Raw genomic sequence first — 17629 nt, 5'->3', positions numbered from 1 at the left:
GCGGCTTTCAACCTTCATCTGTGAATGACTCCAATGCCATCCAACCAGAGTTCGATTACCGGACCGGCCGTCCAACTTTCATTTGTCATGGAACACCAGGGCGAAGCCACTGGGAAGCTTGTGCTAAGCTCAATCGACTCCGCACGAGTCGAATCAAGGAAGCGCTTAGAGACTATCCACCCGGCGAACAGATTTCGCGCGATGGCTGGCTTGCCTCCCTTAAGCGCCGAGCCGGATATCTCGAAGTGCCGTTGATCAGTCTGGACGGTCTCGGCTTCGTTGAGGATGACGCCGAGTGCATGAGCTCCCGTCTGCTAGGAAACATAGGCATTGGCAGGGAGGCCTCTGCATGGGTGGATCGGGAGAGCAATTCCGTTTACAAGCTCTTCGATGTGAAAATGGACGCCGAAGAGCGGTATTCCATTGGACTGAAGCTGGAGATGACCGGAAATACAGAACAGCCAGATGTCTCGCAACTGCCCGCTGATCTGGATCACATCCTCGAAAAACTTTGCGTCCTTCATGAGGCAGGTGCATGCCCCACCGAGATTGCCGGATTGTCGGAGGACGGAAAATATCTCATCGCCAAGCAGCCGCGTTGCAAAGCCTTCGAAGATCTCGACGCTGATCGCAAAGAAGCCACCAGACAAATGAAGGCTGTCTCGCCCAAAGGTTCTTACGGCGGCAACGAGATATGGGTTTTCTATGCCGGCAACCGTTATTGGCTGCTCAGCGATCTCCACAAGGGAAACATTCGCCGCCTGTCTGATGGCATGCCCACCGTGATCGACGCGCTTATTGGCGAACTCCCCGATCTCTACCTCCGCTTTCATTCCAAGCTCGGAGACGCCGCCCGTCAGGCGCGCGAGTGGGTGCAGAACGGCATCGAACCGCACGACGACCCGTTTCATAACGTATGCGATGACGATCTGTGACCTCGCCCCGGGCACGTCACCGCCGCCGAAAACCGCCGACTTTTCTTTTCCCTTTATGCACCTCATGATCTCATTCCTCCGCGCAGCCACCATCCTCGCCATGCTGGCGGCCGCGTCGCTTCATGCGGCGGAGGTTGAAATGAAGACCGTCAGCATCGACGACTTTTTCGCGGGCCAGTTGCAGCCGCTGCCTCTGAAGCTGGACGTCCCCAAGGACTACGTCCATGCCAAGGGTCTCGAAGTGGATGAAGGCTACACGTACTGGATGCTGCCCAAGGAAATCAAACCGGTGGCTGAAAGCGGTGATCTCCCGAAAACCGGTTACGTCTGGGGCAAGATCTCTCTAGACGTGGGCTGGCTGGCAGAGCAGAAAAAGTTCTCCCACGAAGACGACCTCAAGGCCCAACTGGCCGCTGCGGGGCATCAGCTCGCCGTTCAGAAAAGGCGCGATGCCGGCGGCTTTGCGGTGTTTGCCTCCATCGTCAACTTCAAGCTGGAGGACGGCAGCCGCCGCCCGGTTTACTCGGCCTACATTGCCACGAACATCGAGAGCAACTGCATCTACCTTTCCTACAGTCCTCCGGCGGATTTCTCAGCAGCGCAGGCGGCCAAAGTGTGGGACAAGATCGTCGAGTCCATTTCGAAGAAATAGGCAGGCGGAACGGGAGGGCTCCCTGCCGGTGCCAGCGCTGCCCAATGCTACCGCGCGGCTGCCGGCACCGGACCGAAGGCGCGCATTGGCTTGCCCAGCGTGAGTCCGTTTTTGCCGCCAATCACGACGGAGCCCGTGGAGATCCATGGATTGGTGGCTTCTGCCAGTTCCTGGGTGGTTATCACCCTGCAGTCCGCCACTCTCAGTTCAAAGTCCGACTCCTCCGCCATCCCTTTGAAGCTGACGCGGCGGTGCATTTTCGTGGGAACGGGAATGGCGCCGACAAGGCCGGTTTCAGTGACGAGGATGCTTTCCAGAATCGTGACCTTATCTTCCTTGGGCTGGGAATAAAACAGGAACTGCCTCAGCACGCCATGGGCATCCAGAATGATCTTCTTGGACGAGGTCTCCAAGACCAAACCGTCCCCCGCGCCATCCGGGGTTATCGCCGTGGTGTCACCCAGGTCCCCGACCCAGGCAGCGAGAGGCTTGCCAAGCATCGTCAGCCCCATCACTCTGAAAAGGATGTCCGCAGAGTAACACACATTCGGACCGGTATAGAACATGCCGCGGCGCTCGACCAGTGCGGAATCTCCCTTCAGAATCCGCGGGACGTCCTCCGGCTTCAGTCCGCTCTCCCAGCGGCCTGAGTGAACCCCGTCGGTAAATGAACTGCACACAAAAGGAGCGCTGCCGGAAGGGCCATAGTCCAGTCTGTCGTAGCGCAGGCGTTTGGACCCGGGATCAAACATGAGCACGTGATGCCTGATCTCGGGAGCTTCCTGATCCCCTGACGAAACTTTCTCATCCAGCACCAGACGCAGAGGCAAACGGCGCAAATCCGTTGAGGCCAGAATTTTGGAAAGAGCCTCCAAGGACAATCCCTGGACGACCTCCTGGTTCAACGGAGCGGCATCAGCGGCGGGCGATGTTTGGACGAGTCCTCCAAACAAAAGACCGGCAAAGACAATGGCGTGGAGATGGAATGACATGGCACTTCAATAAGGGCTCTCGGCTCTGGTGAGACATACCAGCGGACCTGATCATTCACAAAATCCTCGTCCTGCTCAATGGAAATTCACCAGCACCGGCCCGGATTCTAAAGCCCTCCAGCCGATTTCTCAGCAGCACAAGCCGCCAAAGTGTGGGACAAGATCATCGACTCCATTTCGAAGAAATGATCATGGGGGCACGTTCTTCATTGCGTTCCCTGATCCACTCGTGATTGCATGGTGGCATGCTCTCTCCGCAGGTTCTTTTGAAAAGCATCGCGCTCGTCTTAGCGCTGGTGCTGCTGCCGCTGAGCCTTTTCGGCCTGTGCTGCGTGGTGACCTGGGCGGGCGTGGTGCTCAGCGCGTCCATGGGCCTGCTTGGCATCGCACCGCTGCTCTACTGGATCGGCGACGAGCGGGGCTCGGTGCTGCAGATGCGGCTGGGAAAAGTTCTGCCCGCCCTGGCCTGCGCGGGTATTGCGCTTGTGGTCTGGCACACGCCTGACGGCCACACGCCGGAGACGGCGCGGATTCACTCACGCTATGCCGATGGCGGCTGGCACTACTACCGCTTTTCCCTGGGCGGGCTGCTGCCGGAGATTGACCAGATTCATCTGGGCTATGCCGTGGCTTCCGCTTTCGATCCGTTCTTCAATCAAAAGCAGCGGCGCGACCTTTCGGCGATGACGGACGGCATTTATCATGAGATCCGGGCGGATGCGGACTTCACCGCGGCAGGCTCCGCGCTGCCGATGATCTACCATGAAATGAGCTTCGGGCAGTTCCGTGACGGCCATTACTTCCACTACATCCCAACGAAGGTGGACCGCACCAAACCTGCTCCGGCGCTCGTCTTTCTGCACGGCAGCGGCGGAAACTTCAAAGCCTATGTCTGGCTGCTCTCCAAGATCGCGGATGATCTGGGCATCACCGTCATCGCCCCCACGTTTGGGATGGGCAACTGGGAGAAGCGCGGCGCTTATGAGGTCATTACACGGGCCATCGACGATGCTGGAAAACACGCGGCCATCGCGCCTGATCACATTCATCTGATGGGCCTTTCGAATGGTGGCAAAGGTCTTTGCCTGGCCGAATCAGCCGCCGGCCCCAGGTTCCGCTCGCTGATTTTTCTCTCCGCGGTTTTTCACAATCGCATCAAGCCAGGCGATCTCGCCACCCGGCTGCAACCGCGCCGGATTCTGGTCCTGTCGGGTGGCAGCGACGACCGCGTACCGTGGGATTATGTGTCCGGCTATGCGGAAAAGCTGAGGACAGGAGGGCTGGAGGTCACCTCCCGGTGCTTTGACGGTGAAGATCACTTCCTGTTTTTTCGGCAGCGTTCCGAGGTGCTGAAAGCGGTGACCAACTGGCTTCAATCGTTCCCGGCAGCCGCCGCCCCACGTTGAAACAAGGCTGGCTCTCCTTCGTACTTGATTGCATGCATCGGACCTGGGTTTCATGCGCAGCCAGCCTGGTTTTGCTGACCGTCCCGTCGGCTGCGGTGGACCCGTCCCTGTCGCAAAGCATCGACTCCCTGGTGCTTGCGAAGTCCGAAGGACAAAAGATGACTCCCGCCGATGATGCGGAGTTTCTCCGCCGCGTGTGGCTGGATTTCGAAGGTGGCATTCCGACGGCTGACGAGGCGCGGGCGTTCCTTGCCGACAACGCGACGGACAAGCGCTCCAGGTTGATCGACAAGCTCATCGCCGCACCGCGCTTTGCGGAGCGCATGGCGGAGGCCTTTGATGTGATGCTCATGGAGCGCCGCGGAGACAATGCCGCTTGGAAGGCCTGGCTGGCAGACGCTTTTCGATCCAACAAACCCTGGAATGCCATGGTGCGGGAGATGCTGGCGCCGGATTTCCTGGATGAGAAGCAGCGCGGCGCTGGGTACTTCATCACCCGCCGCCTGGAAAAAGTGGGGCAGCAGGACACTGACTATCCCGGCCTCACCCGCGATGTGGGCCGCATGTTCATGGGCATCGATCTCCAGTGCTGCCAGTGCCACCGCCATCTCAGCGTGGATGACTACAAGCAGATCGACTTCAACGGCCTCTTTGCCGTGTATCAAAATCTCAAGCTGCAAACCGCCGATGAGAAGCACAAGACACCGTGGGTCAGCGAAGGCGTGCTCACCGGCAAATACGAGTTTGCCTCCGTGCTCACGAGTAAGAAGGCACAGACCGCGCCACGGGTGCCGTTCGGACAGGAGGTGATGATTCCCGTTTCCACGGCGGCGGATGCCTGGCTGGTGAAACCCGACCGCAAAACCAAGGAGGTCGGCCAGCCGAAATTCAGCCCGCTGCATGAGATCGCCGAGCGCCTGCCCGCGCCTGAAAACCCTTTGTTTGCGCGGAACATCGCCAACCGCGTCTGGTTCCTGCTCATTGGCAAAGGCATCGTCGAGCCCCTGGACCTGCACCACACCGACAATCCGCCGACGAATCCCGCGCTCCTCGACCTCCTGACCCGAGAACTCACCGCCCATCAGTTCGATCTGCGCTGGCTGATTCGTGAAATCGCCCATACGAAAACCTATCAGCGCAGCAGCACCGACGCCGCCTCGCACCAGCGTCACCTCACCGCCGAGCAGCAGCTCCGCGCCTTCCTCACGGCCACCGGCGAGCGTGAGCGCCTGGAAAAAGATAAGAAACCCGATGTGAAGGTGGATGCCGCGAAGTACAGCCTCACCGATTTCCAGAAAGCCTTCGCCGCCGCGCTGGCCAACCCTGCTAAGGAACCCGAGCTCGCCGCCAACCCCTCGCTGCGCAGCGCGCTCTTCTTCCGCAACAGCGATCCTGTGACCTGGGCGCTGAAACCGCGTCCGGGCAATCTCATCGCCCGCCTCGCCACCCAGCCCGATCCCGCCGAAGACCTCTATCTCAGCACGCTCACCCGCCTGCCGGACGCCGAGGAGAAGGCGCGGCTGAAGTCGTGGCTGGCCGCTCATTCGTCGGACAAAGCCCAGGCCCTGAGCGATTTCGCCTGGGCGCTGCTGAGCTCCACCGAGTTCTTCGTGAACCACTGACCTGCGCTTTCCATGAATCCTCTCTGCACCCCAGGCGACCACCGGCTCTCCCGCCGCGCTTTTCTCGGCGGCGGTCTGAGCCTGCTCGCATCGCCGGTGCTGGCCGAGGCCATGCGGCAGAAGGACAAGCAGGTGCTGTTTGTGTGGATGGATGGCGGCATGTCGCAGCTTGAATCCTGGGACCCGAAACCGAACACCGAATTCGGCGGCCCCTTCCGCAGCATCCAGACCAGCGTTCCCGGCGTGCACTTTTGCGAGCTGATGCCAAAGCTGGCGAAGCAGATGCACAAGCTCTGCGTGGTGCGCAGCATGTGCACGAAGGACAACGCGCACTCCTCCGGCGTGGACCGCATCCAGCGCGGAGATCCTAAAAATCGCGGGGTGCCCTATCCGCATTTCGGCGCGGGCGTGGCCAAGCTCCTGGGACCTGGCGCGAGCGGCCTGCCGCCCTATGTTTGGATCAAACCCGGCAGCGGTGGCTTCCGTGCGGAGGACGCCGGGTTCCTCGGCCCGAAGTACGGCTCGCTGGCTTTCGGCGATGGCAAGCCGCCGGAAAATCTGCTGCGCCATCCTGATGTCAGCGCGGAGCGGGACAGCGCGCGCAACGAACTGCGGACAATGCTGGACCAGCGCTTCGCCTCCAGACGCGAGAAGCGCGTGGTGGAGGCCAATGCGTCCGTGTTTGACATGGCGGAAAAGCTCATGGCCCGCGCGGACATCTTTGACACCTCGCGGCTGCCGGAGCGGGACCGCGAACGCTACGGGCGGAATGATTTTGGCCAGCACATGCTCGTGGCGCGGCAGATGCTGGAGGCCGGCGTGCGCTTCGTCAAAGTGACGAGCTACGGCTGGGACACGCATGGGGACAACTTCAACGCGCACGCCACCATGGTGCCCAAGTTTGACCAGGCCTTCAGCGCCATGCTGGAAGACCTGGAAGCCAGCGGCCTGCTCAAAACCACGCTCGTCATCTGCCTCAGCGAATTTGGCCGCACGCCGCGCATCAACGGCCATGTGGGCCGCGACCACTGGCCGGAGGCCTGGAGCATCGCCATGGCTGGCCACGGCGTGCGCCACGGCACTGTCGTCGGAGAGACGAATGACAAGGGCACGTGGGTGAAATCGCAGCCCTATGACATCGGCTCCATGTTTCACACCTGGTATCGCGCCCTGGGCATCGACCCGCTGAGAACGGAGTTCGACAACGCCGGGCAGCCGCTGCCCATCGCGCATGATGAAATGATTCCGATCAAGGAGGCGCTGGCATGATGAATCGCGAACCCAAACAGATCGCTGAAATCAAAAGCGAGCATCAAATCTCGGCCGCGCGGTTCAGTCACGACGGCAGCGTGCTCGTCACGGCAGGCTACGAGCCCGTGGTGCGACGCTGGCAGTTGGATGGCATGACCCTGGCTCCCCTGCCCTCGCTCGAGGGCTTTCATGGTTACAGTACTGCCATCGCGTTTCATCCAAAGCTGCCATATCTGTACTGCGCGGACTCCTGGGGGCAGTTGCGCTGCTGCGAGGGAGAAAAGACGCTCTGGCAGCACGATGCCGCGCACGACGGCTGGCTGCGTCAGGTCACCGTCTCGCCCGATGGCGGCCGGATCGCCACCTGCGGCAAAGATCAGTTCGTGCGCCTGTGGGATGCTGCCACAGGCAAAAAGCTGGCCGAGCACGCTGCCGGCGAAGACGTGTATGCGCTCGCCTTTTCACCCGATGGCCAGCATCTCGTCTTTGGCGACATGCGCGGGCGGCTGGTGGTGATGGACCGTGATCTCAAAAAGGCCCAGCGCACGCTGGACGCCTCCGCGCTCTACAAGCTGGACCGCATCCAGGATCTCGGCGGCCTGCGCGTGCTGCTGTTCATCGATGGTGGCAAAACTCTGCTGGCCGCCGGCACCACACCGCAAAACGGCGCCACGCCGCAGAGCGTCCCCACCATCCTGCATTTCGACTTCGCCGGCGGCACGCTGACCAGGACCTTCACCCATGGCGCGAACAAAGAGGGCTTCATTCACGATCTGGTGCAGCATCCCCAGGGCTGTCTCATGGCGGTGACCGCGGGCACGCCCGGCAGCGGCATGCTGTTCCTGACGAACCCGGCGGACAAGGAGCCCTTCCACGTGAACACGAAGATGCCGAACTGCCACTCCCTGGCGCTGCACCCCGACGGCAAGCATTTCATCGTCACCTCCACCAACCGCGACAGCAATGGCAACGGCCGCAGCCTCGGCAAGAACGGTGAGTACAAGACGAACAGCTCACCGCTGCATCTGTTCGAGGTCTGAGGCCGGCGTCGCTGCCGCGTCAAAGGCTTCGCTGACGAACCCAAGAATTGACAGGGCCACGCGCAGGGGGGACCACCTCAATACCTCCGGCCTTTTTGAGCCAGCGATACTTTGGCCGCTTCGATGAACCTCTCGAGCTGGGGGTCCTCCGGCTGCACGCGCGCCGCGTGCTCGTAGTGGTCCAGAGCGCGTTGCGGCAGGCCGGTGTGGTAATAGACGAGGCCCAGCGCCTTGTGCGTCTGCGGGTCATCAGGCACGGCCTGCAGGATGTCGCGGAAGACGGCCACGGCTTCATCATACCTGCCCACTCCCGCGAGGCTGAGCCCCAGCGTGAAGGCCACCGGCGGCTTGGTGGTGGCGGTTTTGTCGAGGTTGATGAGCTGGAGGGTGGTGTCCAGCGCCTCCTTGGGCCGGTTGAGCTTGAGCAGGGAGTTGGACAGGTTGAGCAGGCCGTTCTGGAAGCGGGGCTCCACTTTGAGCGCCTCGCGGAAGCACTCCACCGCCTTCTCGTTCTTGCCCGCGTCGGAATAGGCCGCGCCCAGATTGCCCCAGGTGCGGTATTTGCCCGGACTCTTGGCCACCGTGTCCTCCCAGAGGCTTTCGCGTGTGCGCCAGACATTGTTGCGGATGCAGGTCTTCCAGGACAGCGCAGCGACACACAGCAGGGCGAGCACCGGCACGCCTATGCGCACGGCACCGCGCAGCGCACCGGCACGCAGGCTGACTCGCAGCCAGTCCAGAAGGCATGCGAACAGCATAAAGATGCCGATGGAGGGCAGGTAGGAGCGGTGCTCCGCCACCAGGTCCGGCAGCGGCACCAGCCCTGAGGAGACAAACACCGTGAGAAAAAACCAGAGCACCCCGACGAAGCCCAGAACGAAACGCACATCCCCACGGTAGCGGCGGAACAGCGCCCACGCCGACACCAGCATCCCGCCCAGTACCGCCGCCGCCAGCAGCACAGGCCCCTCAAAGAGGGAGCCATAGATGGGCCATTCGGGGTCCAGGTTCATTCCCTTGGGCCAGAACATCTGCCGCAGGTAGTGCGTCATCACCGTCAGCTCAGTCACCAGGTAGTGCCAGTGGTTCAGGGGTGCGTCCCGCGAGTTCACAATGTTCATCGCGGCATGGAGGTCCAGCCCCCCCGCCTGCGCCGCGGCGGTCATAAACACGAGCACCGGAATGAGCGGCATGCACAGCAGCAGCGGCAGCGCGCGGAGGAGGGCGGGCCGCAGCCGCGTGCCCACCACTAGCCAGTCCAGCAGCAGGGCGAGCAGCGGCACCATGAAGGCATCCTCCTTCGTCTGCATGGCCAGCAGCACCGCCACCACGGCCCCGCCCAGCAGCAGCCGCCTGGCCCAGCGCGCCTTCACGGACAAGGCCGCAAAGTACAGGCACAGGCTCAGCAGCGCAAACAGCACCACCAGCGAAGTGAACCTCTGGACAATGTATGTCACCGACTCCGTGGCCAGCGGATGCGCCGCAAACAGCAGCGCCGCCGCGCCCGAAATGAACAGCACCGAGCCCCGCTGCAGAGGCAGCCCGTTCGCCGGCCGCCTCAGCAGCACAGTCACTAGCGCATAGATCAGGATCGAATTCAGCGCATGAATAACGATGTTCACCAGCCGGTACCCGTGCGGTTGAAACCCATCCATCTGGTAGTTCATGCGAAAACTCGCATAGGCGACCGGACGCAGGATGGCATTGACCGCGTAGTCAGGGTCGGAGCCCATTTTGAGCGGGCGGGTCGCGAACTCCTTGAAATCCTTGAGGTAGTCCAGAGTGGTGTCTGTGCGGAAAAACGGGTTGTCCTTGAGATACGTGTGGTCATCAAACGCCATCGGGAAATCCGCCGTCCACACATACAGGCTGGCGCAGAGCCCGGCCAGCACGAGCGCCGCGAGCGCATGCACCCACCACGGGGACGAAGGAGACGACGGGGGAGTGGCGGCCTGCTCGGCTGCCTGCTCCACCGCCTCAGGTACGGATGATTCCCGGGCGGGTAGGGAATCGTTCTTGGCAGGCCTTGTCGCGTGTCTGCCCTTGGAGCGTTTGTTGTGGCTGCGTTTGGACATAGTGCCGGGGGTGCTGGGTTTCTTTTTTTGAAACCGTACTTTGCCTTGAAACGCTCCTTTTCAGCAAGTGACACCCCCTGTGGTGTCTCACCCTACACAGCCTAAAGCAATTACCAACTTCAAGCTCCGTGATCCCTCACCCACTGTCCGGCGCGCAGATACAATTCCGCGGCGCTGCGAAGCTGCAGCTTCTCCTTGATTCGGGCGCGGTAGGTTTCCACCGTCGATTCCCCCAGGTTGAGCGTCTGCGCGATCTCCCGCGTGCTCTTGCCGCGGCCCAGCATCTGAAACACCTCCAGCTCCCGGTCCGCCAGCGTTTCCATTCCCGCCAGCTCGCTGTTGCCGCGCTTTTGCGTCATGCGCTCCAGCAGCTTGGCCGTCATCTGCCGGCTGGCGTACACGTCCCCTTTCATCACGCAGCGGATGGCCTCGATGACTTCGGCGGAGGCTTCGTTTTTCGTGATGTAGCCCTTCGCGCCCGCGCGCAGCGCCCGCTCCGCATACAGCTCCTCGTCGTGCATGGAGAGCACCAGCACATTGAGGTCCAGCCCCTGCGCCTTGATGTCCTTCAGCAGCTCCAGCCCGCTGGAGCCGTGCAGCGTGATGTCCACGATCGCAATGTCGGGCTTGGTCTCCAGGATCAGCCGCATGGCGTCACGGATGTTGTCGGCCTCTCCGCAGATGGACATGCCGAGGTCGCGGTCAATGAGCTGGCCCAGGTGTTCGCGGAACATGGGATGGTCCTCCACCAGGAGCACCTTGTAGCCGTTTGCAGTTTTCATTTCATTTTTCTTCATGGTCGTTGGGGGGGGTAAGCTGTTCCAGAGGCACCCGGCAGTTCACCTGGGTTCCGCCCTGGGGCCGTGGTTCGATCGAAAGGCTGGCCTGCAGTGCCTGCGCGCGGTAGTTCATCGTGCGCAGGCCCATGCCGTCGGCCCTCAGGCGCGTGGTGGGCGGCATTCCCCTGCCATTGTCCTCCACACGCAGCTCCAGCATGTCGTCCGCGAGTTTCATCGCGATGGTGATCTTGGTCGCTCCGCTGTGCTTCACCGCATTGGCCACGGCCTCCTGGACGATGCGGTAGAGGTGCATCGAGACCTCCGGCGCGTCCAGCGGCACGTCCACGCAGTCGCTCACCACGATGGAGATGCCCGTGAGGCGGCTCATCATCTTTCCCAGGTCCTCCAGCGCCGCCGCCAGGCCGCTGCGGTCCACATGGACGGGAAAGATGCCGCGCGCCAGGTCGCGCGCCTCCATGACCACCTGCTGGATGGAGCCTTCGATCAGGCTGGCGTCATGCGCGGACTGCAACCCCTGCGCCTGCAGGTCCTCGGAAAGAACGCGCACGGCGCAGCCGATGGCCGCGAGCTGCTGGCAGATGCCGTCGTGCAGATCCTGGCCGATGCGCTGCTGCTCATGTTCGCTGACGCTCACAATGTCCTTCTCGAGCTGCCTGCGCTCCTCCAGCATCTGGATGCGCGCCGCATCCGCCTCCTGCTTGTTGCGCAGCGCGGCCACGGCAAACACCATCACGCAGAGGTACACCGTCCGGTTTGCCAGCGCCCAGGCATAGCCGAGCTGGGTCTCATAGGGCGTGGTGCTCATGTTCGCCAGCCACCAGACCAGGCCGGATATCACCGCGATGGTCAGCCCCGTCCGCGAGCCCGCCCACCACACCGCCAGGAAAATGGGCACGCCGTAAAAGACAAAAAACGTCACTTCAAAACCCGTGATGTGGTCCATCCAGCCGATGGCCAAGGTCATGAGCAAAGTCACCAGCGCTGTCATCAGCGCCGGCTGGGCGCGCATGGCGTTTGTGAGTCTTGCCCAGAGTACCTGCCACGCATTCTGCGTCTCCGGCGGGAATGGGTCACTGAGAGTGGCGGGAGTCATGACGTCTTCTTCCATCCTTTCACTATACCCAGAAACTCACTGTAATCACGAATGTAATCCCCCGCCTCGTAGGGGTGGGAGGCCAGCACCAGCAGCACGGAATCCGCGGAATGCAGGTGCTCCCGCGCCCAGACCATGGGCGGGACCAGCACGCCGTGCGTCGGGCGGTTCAGGCAGAACTCCTCGCGGTTTTTCCCGTCGTCCACGCCGAGGTGGCACTGCCCGTGCACGCAGACCAGAAACTGCGCGCACTGGCGGTGCGCATGCTCCCCCCGCGTGCATTCAGAGGGGATGCCGTAGGTCATGAAGATGCGCTGCGGCACAAAGGGCAGGTCCCGCGTGAACTCCAGCGCCGTCAGGTCCCCGCGCACGCGGTCCACCACATGGCGCATCTCAAACAGGCGCACGCCCTGCACGGTGCAGTCTTCGATGGTGGTTTCGTGGATCATGCGGAAAGAGGTTGTTCATGGGTCATCAGGGTGCGCACCAGGGACTGCGGCTTGCCGGAGACCGTCATGAAAGCACGCCCGACATATTCGCCGATGAGCCCCAGCATCAGCAGTTGCGCGCCGCTGAAGACCGCCAGCGCTCCCATCAGCGATCCCCAGCCGAGCTGCCGCTGCCCCACGAGGACGGTTTCCAGCACCACCTCCGCCAGCACCACGACTCCCAGCCCGCAGAGCAGGCAGCCCAGCACGCTGGCCAGGCGCAGCGGCATGATGCTGAAGTCAAACAGCAGGTTCATCGCCAGGCGTACCAGCTTGCGCGGCGTGTACCCGCTCTGCCCCCCGCGGCGCTCCACATGGTCCACCTCCAGCGTGGCGATGCGGTTGGTGGCGCCCAGGATCAGGCCGTCAATGTAGGGATAGGGCCCGCGATAGAGCACGATGCGGTCGATCAGGGATCGCCGCAGCGCCCGGAAGCTGGAGAGGTAAAGTCCCCGTGGTTTTCCCAGCAGGAAACCCGCGCAGCGGTTCGCCAGCCAGCTCGCCACGTTGCGCGCCCACGGGTGCTGCTTTTCCAGGTAGCGCGAGTACACCACCTCCGCCCCGGATTCACGCAGGTGCCGCAGCAGCCGCACCGCCTCGCCGGGGGGATTTTGCAGGTCGTCGTCCAGGTTCACCACCCATTCGCCCCGCGCACGGCGGTAGCCCTCCAGCACAGCCGCATGCTCGCCGAAATTCCGCGCCAGCTCCACCAGCGTCACCGGCATGGGAAAGTCCGCCATCATCTGCGCCGCCTTTGCAAAGGTACCGTCCGTGCTGCCGTCATCCACCAGCACCAGCTCCCACTTTTCCGGCAGGGAAAGCGCGCGGAAGGCATCCAGCAGCGGGCGCAGTCCTTCCCCGGTGTTGTACAGGGGCACCACAAAGCTCAGCTCAGGAGCGGCGTCAGTAGCGGTCATACGGCCTCCCTTCCCCTTGATGTCCCACTTTCCGCGCCACGGCAAAGACTGACGAACCAAAGGGCGGGCGGAACTGCCGGCACATCCCCGCATCCACACGGCCGATGTCCGCCAGCAGCCGGTTCATCCAGGCAGGAGTCAGCTCCAGGTCAGACGCCGCCGCGCTCCGGCTGGTCTTCAGCCGGCTCAGACGCCGCCACACCAGCAGCGGCAGAAACAGCCACGCGTTCCAGTAGTGAATGGTCTCCGGCACAAAGCCGGAGCGGTCCAGCAGCGCGCGCACCTCCCCCACGGCATAGCGCCGCGCTCCGCATACCGCCGCATCATGGGCGCCCCGCAGTCCGGCAAAGGCGGGCAGGTTCAGCACCAGCAGGCCGTCCGGCCGCAGCACCCGCGCCATCTGCGCCAGCGCCCGCTCTTCACTGACGCCCGCATGGTAGAGCACATCCAGGCTGAGCACCGCGTCAAAGGCGGCATCCGCAAACGGCAGCGCCTCCACCGAGCCCATCTGCACCGCGTGCAGCCCGCGCTGGTGGCAGTGCCGCACCGCCTGCTCCGCGGCGTCGATGCCCGCCACTTCCAGCTCCCTCTTCATCCCCCGCAAAAACTCCAGCATCCCGCCGGTCCCGCATCCCGCGTCCAGCAGCCGCCCGTGCGGCGGCAGCCTGCCCTCCAGCGCGTGCTGCACCAGGCTGCGCAGCACCGCATGCCACCAGTGGCGGTCCTCCACCGCGCGCATCAGATCGTACTCCGCCTCACGCATGGCCAAACCTTTCCATCGCTTCACACACCGTCTCCACCGCGTCTTCAGACATGTAGGGGTGCAGCGGCAGTGAGATCACCATCTCCGCGGCGCGCTCTGACTCCAGCAGCGAATCCTGGCTGCCGCCAAACGCCGGCTGCCGGTGCAGAGGCAGCGGGTAGTGCACCGCCGCCGGAATCTGCTCCTGCTGCAGGTGCTTCATCAGCGCGTCCCGCCGTTCGGCGCGGACCACATACTGATGATAGGCATGCTCGCAGCCTTTCCGCACCCGCGGCGCCGTCACCACCCTGCTCCCTCCCAGCCGCGCGTCATACTGCGCCGCCAGCTTTCTCCGTTGCTCAATGTTTGCGCGCAGCGCGCCCAGCTTCACCCGCAGCACCGCCGCCTGCAGCTCGTCCATCCGGCTGTTCACGCCGGCGCATTCGCTCACATGCCGCTGCCGCCAGCCGTACTGCCGGATCATCCGCAGCCGCTCCGCCAGCACCGCATCATTGGTGGCCACCGCGCCCGCGTCTCCCAGAGCCGCCAGATTTTTCGTGGGGTAGAAGCTGAACGCCACCGCCCGCCCCAGCGTTCCCACCATCCGCCCATGCCACCGCGCGCCGTGCGCCTGCGCGCAGTCCTCCAGCAGCACGATGCCATGCTCATCCGCCACCCGCTGCAGGCCGGCCCAGTCCGCCGGATGCCCATACAGATGCACGACCACCGCCGCCTTCACCCCGTAACCACGCGGGGAGCGCAGCAGGGCATCCAATGACGCAGGGCAGAGAGTAAACGTGTCGCGCTCAATGTCAGCAAACACCGGCTCCGCGCCGCTGCGCGTCACCCCCGCCGCCACGGCGGAGGGCGCAAAGGCAGGCACCACCACCCTGCTGCCAGCCCCGATCTCCAGCGCCCGCAGCATCAGCTCGATTGCGTCCGTCCCGCTCGCTACGCCCACGACCTCCGCCGCGCCAAGAAATGCGGCATACTCCCTCTCAAACGCCGCCACTTCCACGCCCAGAATGTAGCTGCCGCTGTCGCAGACACGCTGCATGGCGTCGGCCAGCTCCGCGCTGTGTGCGCGCTGATCCGCCTGCGGGTACAGCAACGACCAGGATGGAGAGGCGCTCAACATGCGGCATTCTCCGGCACGACAAATTTGTCGCAAATAACGCTACGCGTGGCAAAAACCGCCACAAGGGTTAAATGCCCGGCTTAGCGCCTGCGGATGAGAGCTTTGGGCCCCTCTCTGCCTCAGAGCAGACCGCCCGCCTTCACATCCAGGTATTTGTTCGCCAGCGCCACCGGCAGCATCTGCGCGGACTCATCCACTGTCAGCACCCGGCGCGCGCGCAGCGACTCCAGCAGCTGCCGGCGTTCGCCAAAGTAATGCGTCAGCGCACCGTATTGCAGCGCATCGTGCAGGTGGTCGATCGGCGCCGCCGCGCGCTGCTCCAGCTCCTGCTCACGCAAGGTCGCGGTGAGCACCAGATGCCGACGCTGCATGGCGGCCACGGCCGAGGCCAGGGTGCTGCCGTCTTCGCTGCGCAGATTCGTCAGCAGGATCACCAGCGCGCGCCGGCGCTGCAGCGTCATCACGCGTTCCGCCGCCTCGATGAAGTCGCTGGGCTCGCTGCTGGCCTCGTAGTTGTAGAGGTGGTTGAGCAGCTTCGGCATGCTGTGCGCCCCCTTCACCGGCGGCAGCCAGCGCTGCACGCCGCCAAACCCCGCCACGCCCACCTCATCCCCCTGCCGCAGGGCGATGAAGGAGATGAGCAGCATGGCGTTGAGGCAGTGGTCAAACTGGCTGAGCCCGCCGTCCAGCGCCCGCATGCGCCGGCCGCAGTCCGGCACCAGCAGGATGGTCTGGTTGCGCGTCTCCTCAAAGTCACGGCTCACAAGGGATGAGCGCCGGGAGGTGGCCTTCCAGTCGATGCGGGAGAGCACATCGCCGTCCTGGTAGTCCCGCAATTGATGAAAATCCAGCGAAGCGCCCATGCGGCGGCGTTTGACGATGCCCATCTGCTCCACGCGGTTCGCCATGGCCAGCAGCGCAAACCGCACCACCGGCTCATAGTTGGGATAGGCGCGCGTCTGGCTCTCTCCCGCCACGAAATGCAGCCGCCTCCACAGCCCGAAGGCCGAGTGGACCAGCACATGCGCAGCCGTGAACACATGCTGCCCGCGGCGCACAAAGCGCGCCTGATATGAGATCGCGGCATATTCGCCCGCGGGAATGCTGACGCGGTGCGGCAGCCCCTCGGCCTCCGCCGCCGTCGGGATGCCGTCAAACACCTCCAGCGTCAGCCTGCGCCGGGCCGTGTGCGTCACCGTCAGCGTCACGGAGGACTCCACGCCCAGCGCAAAGCGCCCCGGCAGCGAGCGCTGGGCGGTGATGCGCCCGCGGCGCGGAAGGGTGAGCGCATCCACCCCCAGCACCAGCAGCAGCAGGCCGCCCGCAGACTGCCACACCACGATGAAGCTGTCCCACAGACAGGCCGCCACCGCCAGGATGAACCAGGCGATGAGCAGTCGGAGCAGCAGAGCGGTGGGGCGCATGAAAAAAAATCAGACGCGGGGTGCCTCGATGGTCTTGATCAGCGAGTTGAGCATGTCATCCACGCTCTGCCCGCTGATGGCGATTTCCGGCGCGAGCTGCACGCGGTGCCGCAGCACCGGCAGCACGGCGCGCTTCACATCCGCCGGGGTGATGTAGCTGCGCCCCTCCAGCAGCGCGTAGGATTTGGCCACGCGCACCAGGCTGATGGCCCCGCGCGTTCCGGCTCCGAGGGAGATGGCGCTGTGCTGGCGCGTGGCGCGGACGATTTTCACCGCATAGTCCACCACCTGCTCCACCGCCTGCACGGCGGCGGCCTCCTCCTGCGCGGCCAGGATGTCCTGCGGCGTGCACACCTGCGGCACCGCCTCCGTGGAAAGCCCGCCCCCTGCGGCACGCGAGGACACCGCCTTCACCACCCACGTCTCGTTGGCCACATCCGGATAGTCGATGAGCACCTTGAGCAGGAAGCGGTCGAGCTGCGCTTCTGGCAGTGGATAGGTGCCCTCCTGCTCGATGGGGTTTTGCGTGGCAAAGGTCATGAAGGGCGGCGCCAGCGCGTGGGTTTCGCCGTCGATCGTCACCTGCGTTTCCTGCATGACTTCCAGCAGCGCGGACTGCGTCTTGGCCGGCGCGCGGTTGATTTCATCCGCCAGCAGCAGATTGGCAAACACCGGGCCGCGGCGCACGCGGAAGGTGCTGCTGCTCATGTCAAACAAGGTGTGGCCGCACACGTCCGAGGGCATGAGGTCCGGCGTGAACTGAATGCGGCGGAAGCTGCCGCCAAAGGTGTGGGACAGCGCCAGCACGAGGTGCGTCTTGCCCAGCCCAGGCTTGCCTTCCAGCAGCACGTGCCCGCCAGCCAGCAAAGCGGCCAGCACCTGGTACAGCACCTCCTCCTGACCCACAAACACCTGGCTCACCGCGGCGCGGATCTGGCGGAAGATCTCCGTGCTCCGCGGCACCGTCGGCGGCGCGAAACCGCTGTCGGGCTGCGGCGGAGGCGGCGGCGTGTAGAGGCTGGAAACGTCTGGTTCGGGAAGGATCGGGTTCATG

The 17629-nt window shown here is 63.7% G+C and carries 16 protein-coding genes; 6 read left to right on the top strand and 10 right to left on the bottom strand.

Annotated elements, in window-relative coordinates; genetic code table 11:
- The first annotated feature begins 20 nt into the window (after nucleotides 1–20).
- A complete protein-coding gene (locus tag ACILSQ_RS30680; RefSeq protein ID WP_395747527.1) occupies nucleotides 21–935 on the top strand; it encodes a hypothetical protein in 915 nt (304 codons plus the stop codon).
- 64 nt (nucleotides 936–999) lie between these two features.
- The gene (locus ACILSQ_RS30675) at nucleotides 1000–1587 is read left to right on the top strand and encodes a hypothetical protein (RefSeq protein ID WP_395747526.1); all 588 of its coding nucleotides are present in this window, start codon (nucleotides 1000–1002) and stop codon (nucleotides 1585–1587) included.
- Nucleotides 1588–1634: 47 nt separating this feature from the next.
- Here the strand turns inward: ACILSQ_RS30675 and ACILSQ_RS30670 are convergent, their stop codons facing one another.
- On the bottom strand, nucleotides 1635–2579 hold the full coding sequence (locus ACILSQ_RS30670; RefSeq protein ID WP_395747525.1) for a hypothetical protein: 945 nt from the start codon (nucleotides 2577–2579) through the stop codon (nucleotides 1635–1637).
- Between the two features lie 245 nt (nucleotides 2580–2824).
- Between ACILSQ_RS30670 and ACILSQ_RS30665 the strand changes: the two genes are divergently transcribed.
- Genes ACILSQ_RS30665 through ACILSQ_RS30650 form a run of 4 tightly spaced genes read left to right on the top strand, consistent with a single transcriptional unit; the run spans nucleotide 2825 to nucleotide 7898 of the window.
- The gene (locus ACILSQ_RS30665) at nucleotides 2825–3985 is read left to right on the top strand and encodes an alpha/beta hydrolase (protein WP_395747524.1); all 1161 of its coding nucleotides are present in this window, start codon (nucleotides 2825–2827) and stop codon (nucleotides 3983–3985) included.
- Nucleotides 3986–4017: 32 nt separating this feature from the next.
- On the top strand, nucleotides 4018–5607 hold the full coding sequence (locus ACILSQ_RS30660) for a DUF1549 domain-containing protein (RefSeq protein ID WP_395747523.1): 1590 nt from the start codon (nucleotides 4018–4020) through the stop codon (nucleotides 5605–5607).
- A 12-nt stretch (nucleotides 5608–5619) separates the two neighbouring features.
- Entirely contained in the window at nucleotides 5620–6876 is a 1257-nt protein-coding gene (locus ACILSQ_RS30655; RefSeq protein WP_395747522.1) for a DUF1501 domain-containing protein, read from the top strand.
- Complete coding sequence (locus ACILSQ_RS30650) at nucleotides 6873–7898, top strand: WD40 repeat domain-containing protein (RefSeq protein ID WP_395747521.1); 1026 nt, start codon at nucleotides 6873–6875, stop codon at nucleotides 7896–7898. The genes ACILSQ_RS30655 and ACILSQ_RS30650 overlap by 4 nt, the downstream gene beginning before the upstream one ends.
- Before the next feature lie 77 nt (nucleotides 7899–7975).
- Here ACILSQ_RS30650 and ACILSQ_RS30645 read toward each other — a convergent pair whose 3' ends face one another.
- The 9 genes from ACILSQ_RS30645 to ACILSQ_RS30605 form a co-directional block, all read right to left on the bottom strand.
- Nucleotides 7976–9973 (bottom strand): tetratricopeptide repeat protein, encoded by a 1998-nt coding sequence (locus ACILSQ_RS30645; protein ID WP_395747520.1) that lies wholly within the window; start codon nucleotides 9971–9973, stop codon nucleotides 7976–7978.
- Between the two features lie 119 nt (nucleotides 9974–10092).
- Nucleotides 10093–10770 carry a response regulator gene (locus ACILSQ_RS30640; protein WP_395747519.1) on the bottom strand — a complete coding sequence of 226 codons (678 nt, stop codon included), beginning with the start codon at nucleotides 10768–10770 and terminating at the stop codon, nucleotides 10093–10095.
- On the bottom strand, nucleotides 10757–11782 hold the full coding sequence (locus ACILSQ_RS30635; RefSeq protein WP_395747518.1) for a sensor histidine kinase: 1026 nt from the start codon (nucleotides 11780–11782) through the stop codon (nucleotides 10757–10759). Before ACILSQ_RS30635 ends, ACILSQ_RS30640 begins: the two co-directional genes overlap by 14 nt.
- Nucleotides 11783–11862: 80 nt before the next feature.
- On the bottom strand, nucleotides 11863–12315 hold the full coding sequence (locus ACILSQ_RS30630; RefSeq protein WP_395747517.1) for a sugar 3,4-ketoisomerase: 453 nt from the start codon (nucleotides 12313–12315) through the stop codon (nucleotides 11863–11865).
- Nucleotides 12312–13271: a glycosyltransferase family 2 protein gene (locus ACILSQ_RS30625; RefSeq protein WP_395747516.1), complete on the bottom strand. Its 960-nt coding sequence runs from the start codon at nucleotides 13269–13271 to the stop codon at nucleotides 12312–12314. Before ACILSQ_RS30625 ends, ACILSQ_RS30630 begins: the two co-directional genes overlap by 4 nt.
- Nucleotides 13258–14034: a class I SAM-dependent methyltransferase gene (locus ACILSQ_RS30620; RefSeq protein WP_395747515.1), complete on the bottom strand. Its 777-nt coding sequence runs from the start codon at nucleotides 14032–14034 to the stop codon at nucleotides 13258–13260. Before ACILSQ_RS30620 ends, ACILSQ_RS30625 begins: the two co-directional genes overlap by 14 nt.
- The gene (locus tag ACILSQ_RS30615; protein WP_395747514.1) at nucleotides 14027–15151 is read right to left on the bottom strand and encodes a DegT/DnrJ/EryC1/StrS family aminotransferase; all 1125 of its coding nucleotides are present in this window, start codon (nucleotides 15149–15151) and stop codon (nucleotides 14027–14029) included. Before ACILSQ_RS30615 ends, ACILSQ_RS30620 begins: the two co-directional genes overlap by 8 nt.
- Before the next feature lie 119 nt (nucleotides 15152–15270).
- A complete protein-coding gene (locus ACILSQ_RS30610) occupies nucleotides 15271–16575 on the bottom strand; it encodes a DUF58 domain-containing protein (protein WP_395747513.1) in 1305 nt (434 codons plus the stop codon).
- Nucleotides 16576–16584: 9 nt separating this feature from the next.
- The gene (locus ACILSQ_RS30605; RefSeq protein ID WP_395747512.1) at nucleotides 16585–17628 is read right to left on the bottom strand and encodes an AAA family ATPase; all 1044 of its coding nucleotides are present in this window, start codon (nucleotides 17626–17628) and stop codon (nucleotides 16585–16587) included.
- Nucleotide 17629: the final 1 nt, after the last annotated feature.

The sequence above is a fragment of the Prosthecobacter sp. genome (assembly GCF_044227185.1).
In the GTDB taxonomy this organism is placed as follows: Bacteria; Verrucomicrobiota; Verrucomicrobiia; order Verrucomicrobiales; family Verrucomicrobiaceae; genus Prosthecobacter.
The sequence above is the reverse complement of the archived record's forward strand: the minus strand, read 5'-3'. Positions and strand labels throughout refer to the sequence as shown.